We start from the raw sequence: 6,782 nt of genomic DNA on the forward strand, positions 1-6,782 counted from the left end.
ATTTACCATAATGGAAAAATTAGAACTTCAGAAAATTGCAAACGAAGTCCGCAAAGACATCGTTACAGCAGTACACGCTGCAAAAGCAGGACATCCGGGCGGATCTCTGTCTGCAGCAGATGTATTCACATACTTATATTTTGAAGAAATGAATATTGATCCTAAGGATCCTAAGAAAGCGGATCGTGACCGTTTCGTACTTTCCAAAGGTCACACAGCACCAGGATATTATTCTGCACTTGCAGAAAGAGGATTTTTCCCGAAAGAAGATTTAAAGACTCTTCGTCATCTTGGATCTTATTTACAGGGACATCCGGATATGAAGCACATCCCGGGTGTTGATATGTCCAGCGGTTCTCTTGGACAGGGAATCTCTGCAGCAGTAGGTATGGCTCTTTCCGCTAAATTAAGCAACGAGAGCTATCGTGTATACACATTATTAGGTGATGGCGAGATTCAGGAAGGCCAGGTATGGGAAGCTGCTATGTTCGCAGGCCACAGAAAACTGGACAACCTTGTAGTAATCGTAGATAATAACGGACTTCAGATCGACGGTAAGATTGACGATGTATGTTCTCCGTATCCGATTGATAAGAAATTTGAAGCATTTAACTTCCATGTAATCAACGTTGCTGACGGAAATGATATGGATCAGTTAAAAGCTGCTTTTGATGAAGCAAAGGCTACCAAAGGAATGCCTACAGCTATCATTATGAAAACTGTAAAAGGAAAAGGCGTTTCCTTCATGGAAAACCAGGCCGGATGGCATGGAAAAGCTCCGAATGACGAGCAGTATGCACAGGCAATGGCAGACTTAGAAAAGGTAGGTGAAGCATTATGTCAGAAGTAAAGAAGATCGCAACAAGAGCAAGCTATGGTGCTGCACTGGTTGAATTAGGTAAGAAACATGAAAACCTGGTCGTTCTGGACGCTGACCTTGCTGCAGCTACTCAGACAGGTGTATTTAAGAAAGAATTTCCGGAGCGTCATATTGACTGTGGTATCGCTGAGTGCAATATGATGGGTATCGCTGCAGGTCTGGCTACAACTGGAAAAGTTCCTTTTGCCAGCACATTTGCAATGTTTGCAGCTGGACGTGCGTTTGAGCAGGTTCGTAACTCTATCGCATATCCGAAGATCAATGTTAAGATCGGTGCTACTCACGGCGGAATCTCTGTTGGTGAAGATGGCGCTACTCATCAGTGCTGTGAAGACTTTGCACTTATGAGAGCAATCCCGGGAATGGTTGTTGCATGCCCTTCTGATGATATCGAAGCAAAAGCTATGGTAGAAGCAGCTTACGAGCATGTTGGCCCTGTATACATGAGATTCGGACGTCTTGCAGTTCCGGTTATCAATGACAGACCGGACTATAAATTTGAATTAGGAAAAGGTATTGTCCTTCGTGAAGGAAAAGACCTTACAATTATCGCAAACGGTCTTTGCGTAGCTCCTGCTCTTGAAGCAGCAGAGAAGCTTGCTGCAGACGGCGTAGATGCAAAAGTAATCAACATCCATACAATCAAACCTCTGGACGAGGAACTTGTAGTTGCAGCTGCCAAAGAAACTGGCAAAGTTGTAACAGTAGAAGAGCACTCTGTAATCGGCGGACTTGGAGGAGCTGTATGCGAATGCCTGTCTGAGAAAGCACCTGTACCTGTAAAACGTATCGGTGTAAATGATGTATTCGGAGAATCAGGCCCAGCAGTTGCTCTGCTTGAGAAATATGGTCTTGATGCAGAAGGTATCTACAAACAGATCAAAGAATTCGTATAATTTAAGATTCCCTGTGTGATGGTATCTGCCAGTGAGATTACTGTAGACAGACGGGTAGTCTGGAGCGTTAACTGTTCCAGCATACCGGCAATGTTTACGATGCCTGTGATATGGATATCACCAACAGGTGGAAGTTCCTTTTGAACTCCGGCACCTGGGTATAGTGCGCCATTTGCTATGGTCACATATCCCAGGTGCTTTTTTTGCCCAAGAGATGCGTCTACGGCGATTACCAGACCGTCAGGGTGAAGAAGTTTTATCTGGCGGGAAATTTTTTCCAGATTCAAAGCATGCACAGGCTCTTTAAGTGTACCGTATATATAAATACCATGAGCATCCAGATGTTCAAAAAGCTGATAACCAACATACGGACCAAGGCAGTCGCCGGTTACACGGTCACTTCCAATACAGAGAAAAATCAGCTCAGACCATCTGGCTGGGTGGTGTAGAATACATTTGTTTAAAAGAAAAGCAATTTCCTCCGGGGAGTTGCTTTCTTGCGAGTTTACATAAAATGCCATATACCCTCCGTTTATTTTGTAATAAGATGCTGGAATCAAAAAGCTTTGGATCTGTCATCATATTATGAAATCATCACAATTATTTAGCAGAATGGTATCTGCGGTGTATCTGGTACATTGTTTTCGAAATAACTATGATGTACTGCGATATATTTTTGGATTTTGCAACGCTATCTATGTTTCATCATATCCTTCTTCGGAGAAATTTATGCACAGTGCAAAATCTGTCGCCAAATTCTCATAAATCTGCCTTATAATGTGCTAAAATCCGCGATTTACCTGTGTTATTCTGATAGCCGAAGGGGTGATGAGATATGATAGAAGTAATCTATAAGGACGAATCCCAGGAAACACAAAATGGTGAAGAACCATTTGGATTACCCAGAAATATACGTCAGATTGGCCTTGTTGGTGATGATTACAGAATTTATATGGAGGATTATGTGTACACATTTCTGGTAAGACTTGCCAGGGCGGAAAATGCATCAGGAGAACAGCGGGCCAGAGTGGCGATTCTTACAGGAGAGATAAAATGGCGTTCCCAGATCGCTTACCTGTTTATAAAGGGAGCGGTTATGGCAGAAAACATGGATGCAGCGCCAGATCATATAGATTTCTCAAAGGAACAATGGAAACAAATACAGGACGACCAGAAACAATATTTTGACGATCAGGAAACTGTAGGGTGGTTTTTCTCACAGCCCCAGATTACACTGGAAGCGACAGAATTGATGACAAAAGTACATATGAAATATTTTGGCGGGGAAAAGGTTCTGATGCTGATGGAGCCTCAGGAGAGAGAAGATGCATTCTTCCGTTATGAGAATAATGGGATGGCACATTTGGGAGGATATTATCTCTATTATGAAAAAAATCCAGGCATGCAGACGTACATGGTTGATAAAAATAAAGAACTCCAGCCAGATGTACCGGAACATTATGAAGACCAGGCAGTAAAAGATTTCCGCAAAATAATTACAGATAAGAAAGAAAAGAAGAAGGAGTTAGCAGCTCCTTCTGTTTTTTCATATGGATTGACGGCATGCCTGGCAATAGCGGTGCTGACAGTAGGCATGAATTTTTACAGAAACTATCAGAGAGCGGACCGGACAGGGGAAGAAAGCGCAACGGTTTCTTCTGTGATTGTTGAAGAAATAACACCGTCGCCGGCTATCCGGAGTGAAACAGATATGAGTACACAAAACAATACTGATACATCAGAGAATGAAAAAAAGGATTCAGGTACAACAAATAATGCATCTGATGTATCAGGTGATACAGCATGGAATGACCCTCAAGAAGAAAGCAGAACAGATATCCGCAAATTATCCGGCGCAGAGAAACAGACTTCGACAGCACAGGAAGAGGCAAAAGTAAAATCGGACAAAACAGAACAGGTTCCAGTGTCAAAAACAGAAAAGTCAGATAAAACAGAACAGATTTACCAACAGGAATCAGATGAGCGTAAAGCACAAAAAAGAGTCAGGGAAGCTGCACAGAAGGAAAACAGTGAGGCGGCGGGACAGATTCATGAGTCTTACGTGATCCAGCCAGGGGACACGCTCTATCAGATATGTATGAACAGATATGGAAATATTGAAACCCTTAGCCAGCTGTGTCAATTAAATGGTATGTCAGCAGATGAAACCATTTATCCGGGACAAGTAATTGTATTACCTTAGAAAATTGTGTATAATAGAGGACAAAAAGTTATCAGAATATTGCTGTTTGCCAGTGTACCGACAAGTTGATTCCTGAAATGGTCCTGCTGGCACACCGGTACATTGCTTTATAAATAGCTATATCAATTACGCGGTGAACAGTGACACTAAAATATGAAAGTGAGAAATCAGGTAAGGCTAAGATGGCAAATACATTAAAAAAAATTGTAAAAAAGCATAAGAAGAAAAAACTTATGGCAGAAAAACAGAAAATGGCTAAAGCCCAAGGGGTATCAGAGGAGGAATATGCTGATAATTATGAGCTCAGATTATCCCGCCATAAAAGAAACATAGTCAAAAAGACAGTCATTACAGTAGTGGCGATAGCTGCTGCTGTAACAGCTGTTGGTTTTTATATAGAAAAAAGAAGTTATCATAATTATAAGGTAGTACAGTCCAGTGAACAGGAAGATGTTGTTTCTACAAGCTATATTGAAATGGATGGAGATATCCTTCGATATAGCCCGGACGGAGTCTCACTTGTTTCTGATAAGATGAGTACACTCTGGAGTGAAACTTATCAAATGCAGAATCCGGTGGCTGATGCTAACGGAACGCGTGCGGTAATCGCGGATAAAGATGGAACAACATTGGAAATCTATGATAAATCAGGAAAGACTGGCAGTGTGACAACTTCTTACAGTATCATTAAGGCAAGAGTGTCAAAGAGCGGTCTTGTAGCTGCGATTCTGGATGGCGGAGACGATACCTGGATTGATTTTTACAGTACAGATGGAAGTCTGATTGCTGAAAACCAGACGAAGATAGATGATCCCGGATATCCTCTGGATATTGCTGTGTCAGAAGATGGCGTGGTTATGATGGTAACTTATCAGTTTGTAGACGGCAGCGATACGACCAGCTATGTTGCATTTTATAATTTCGGAGATGTAGGACAGAACGAAGATGACAGAATCGTCAGTGGATACAAATACGAAGGTGTGGTAGTGCCGCAGATTCAGTACCTTTCCAATAACCGTTCGATAGCCCTTAAAGACAATGGTTTCACGATTTATCAGGGAAGCCAGATTCCGAAAGAAGTAAAAACAATAGAGACGGATAAGGAAATCGTCAGTACATTTTATGATGATGATATGGTTGGCCTTGTCTTTAAAAATGACAGCAAAGATAAGCAGTATATCATGGAAGTATACAATACTGCAGATGGCAAGCTGAAATTTAAAGAAGATTTTAATATTCCATATACAACGATCAAATTAAGCGGTGGAAATATTTTAATGTATAACAGTTCACAGATGTGCGTTATGAATAGCAGAGGCGTTCAGAAATATCTGGGAAGTGTAGACGGAACGATCAAAGACTTTTTCAAAATAGGGATGAACAGATATCTGCTGGTACTGGATAGTGGGGTAGATGTGATAAAATTGAGTTAGGATGAGCGAAATGACTTTAACATGGGCCGGAGTCATTACAGTACTCCTTCTGGCATTCGCCTGTGTCAGAGGTTATAGACGAGGTCTGATAAAAGAAATTGTTTCGATTGCATGTGTTTTTCTGTCGATGTCTATCGTATGGTTTGTAAACCCATATGTAAACCAGTTTATTCGCGAGAACACATCAATTTATGAGAAGATACAGGATAGCTGTCAGGAATTTGTAGAAGAAAAATATAGTTCGCAGATGAGTAACGGCGAAGAACAGACTACTTTTATAAATGAAATGAATCTTCCGGATCTGATAAGCAGCGGTCTGCTCCAGAATAATAATTCGGATATCTACCAATATCTGGCTGTAAGCACATTTTCGGATTATGTAGCACAATATCTGGCAAGAATGGCAGTGAATGGAATTTCGTTTCTTATTTCACTGGCATTGTCGACGATTCTGATACAAAGTATTATATGGATGCTTAATCTTGTATCAAGGCTTCCGGTGATTCATGGAATGAACAAGATCGCAGGAGCATTTCTTGGCGCGGCAAAATTTCTGATCGTAGTATGGGTTGTTCTGCTGGCTCTGACTATTATATGCAATACGGAAATAGGAGAAATGGGACTGCAGATAGTTAAGAAAGATTATATTCTGAACTATATATATGACAAAGATATTCTGATTCAGATATTCATGAGTGTCTTTTATCAATGAGCAGGGGTAATGTGTGAGGGAAAATTTTATTGATAAAGGCGATTTTTAACCGAATCAAGTAAGTTCCCTGTTTCAATTGCAAAGAGCAATAAGCAGTGGGTGGGGACTTGATTGTACCAGGAGGGGGACAAGCCCCTCCTGATAAACTACGAAGCAGTTATCCGGTGTAGAGCTACGTAGCGGAAGCGGATTGCAAATATCCGATTGACTGGATTTAGACTCATAACTGCGAAGGTACTGAACAGTTATGAGTCTAATAAAATAAAGAGCATGTAAAAAATATGTAAAAAAATGTAAAATAGTGCTTGACGCGAAGAAAAAATAATGATATGATAAATCCGCTTCTGAATGAGGCGGATTTTTTTCGATAAACAACAAAGAATTGGTTGAATAAAGTTGAAAAAATATAAAAAAGGTGTTGACAGGAAACTGAAGACATGATATTATATCAGAGTTGCTGAAACAGACAACTGAAAAGAACTTGAAAAATAAAATAAAAAAGTTCTTGACAAGCTGAAAAGTAAGTGATATAATAAATGAGCTGTAAGTCGTGAGATGACAGTGAATAACCTTGATAACTAAACAGTGAAACACATACGATTCTCGAAAATTCTTTACATTTTTAAGAACGGTTGAATAAACCAAAAACAGTAAAAAC

At 40.5% G+C, this 6,782-nt stretch carries 6 protein-coding genes; 5 read left to right on the top strand and 1 reads right to left on the bottom strand.

Translation table 11 applies throughout. The annotated features are described in order from the left end of the window. The first annotated feature begins 10 nt into the window (after positions 1–10). Together ACTNC0_RS13570 and ACTNC0_RS13575 are read left to right on the top strand one after the other, a co-directional pair. A complete protein-coding gene (locus ACTNC0_RS13570) occupies positions 11–850 on the top strand; it encodes a transketolase (protein ID WP_019160570.1) in 840 nt (279 codons plus the stop codon). Beyond that, positions 838–1,776, top strand: a complete 939-nt coding sequence (locus tag ACTNC0_RS13575; protein WP_117676628.1) for a transketolase family protein — start codon at positions 838–840, stop codon at positions 1,774–1,776. Before ACTNC0_RS13570 ends, ACTNC0_RS13575 begins: the two co-directional genes overlap by 13 nt. On the opposite strand, the gene yyaC is transcribed toward ACTNC0_RS13575, so the two are convergent. Next, complete coding sequence (gene yyaC / locus ACTNC0_RS13580) at positions 1,749–2,297, bottom strand: spore protease YyaC (protein WP_441087782.1); 549 nt, start codon at positions 2,295–2,297, stop codon at positions 1,749–1,751. The genes ACTNC0_RS13575 and yyaC overlap by 28 nt on opposite strands. 314 nt (positions 2,298–2,611) lie before the next feature. Between yyaC and ACTNC0_RS13585 the strand changes: the two genes are divergently transcribed. From ACTNC0_RS13585 to ACTNC0_RS13595, 3 genes are all read left to right on the top strand, one after another. After that, entirely contained in the window at positions 2,612–3,979 is a 1,368-nt protein-coding gene (locus ACTNC0_RS13585; RefSeq protein WP_441087783.1) for a LysM peptidoglycan-binding domain-containing protein, read from the top strand. A gap of 233 nt (positions 3,980–4,212) precedes the next feature. Continuing rightward, entirely contained in the window at positions 4,213–5,412 is a 1,200-nt protein-coding gene (locus tag ACTNC0_RS13590; protein ID WP_441087784.1) for a DUF5711 family protein, read from the top strand. A gap of 10 nt (positions 5,413–5,422) precedes the next feature. Continuing rightward, positions 5,423–6,124, top strand: a complete 702-nt coding sequence (locus tag ACTNC0_RS13595) for a CvpA family protein (protein ID WP_441087785.1) — start codon at positions 5,423–5,425, stop codon at positions 6,122–6,124. Positions 6,125–6,782 lie beyond the last annotated feature (658 nt).

Origin of the sequence: Blautia sp. HCP3S3_B11 (assembly GCF_052064435.1) — a bacterium.
In the GTDB taxonomy this organism is placed as follows: Bacteria; Bacillota; Clostridia; order Lachnospirales; family Lachnospiraceae; genus Blautia_A.

What these genes read in the sequence shown, in the direction of transcription:
- ACTNC0_RS13570 (WP_019160570.1), top strand. Translation starts at nt 11, where the DNA reads ATGGAAAAATTAGAACTTCAGAAAATTGCAAACGAAGTCCGCAAAGAC.
- ACTNC0_RS13575 (WP_117676628.1), top strand. Translation starts at nt 838, where the DNA reads ATGTCAGAAGTAAAGAAGATCGCAACAAGAGCAAGCTATGGTGCTGCA.
- yyaC (WP_441087782.1), bottom strand. Translation starts at nt 2,297, where the DNA reads ATGGCATTTTATGTAAACTCGCAAGAAAGCAACTCCCCGGAGGAAATT.
- ACTNC0_RS13585 (WP_441087783.1), top strand. Translation starts at nt 2,612, where the DNA reads ATGATAGAAGTAATCTATAAGGACGAATCCCAGGAAACACAAAATGGT.
- ACTNC0_RS13590 (WP_441087784.1), top strand. Translation starts at nt 4,213, where the DNA reads ATGGCAGAAAAACAGAAAATGGCTAAAGCCCAAGGGGTATCAGAGGAG.
- ACTNC0_RS13595 (WP_441087785.1), top strand. Translation starts at nt 5,423, where the DNA reads ATGACTTTAACATGGGCCGGAGTCATTACAGTACTCCTTCTGGCATTC.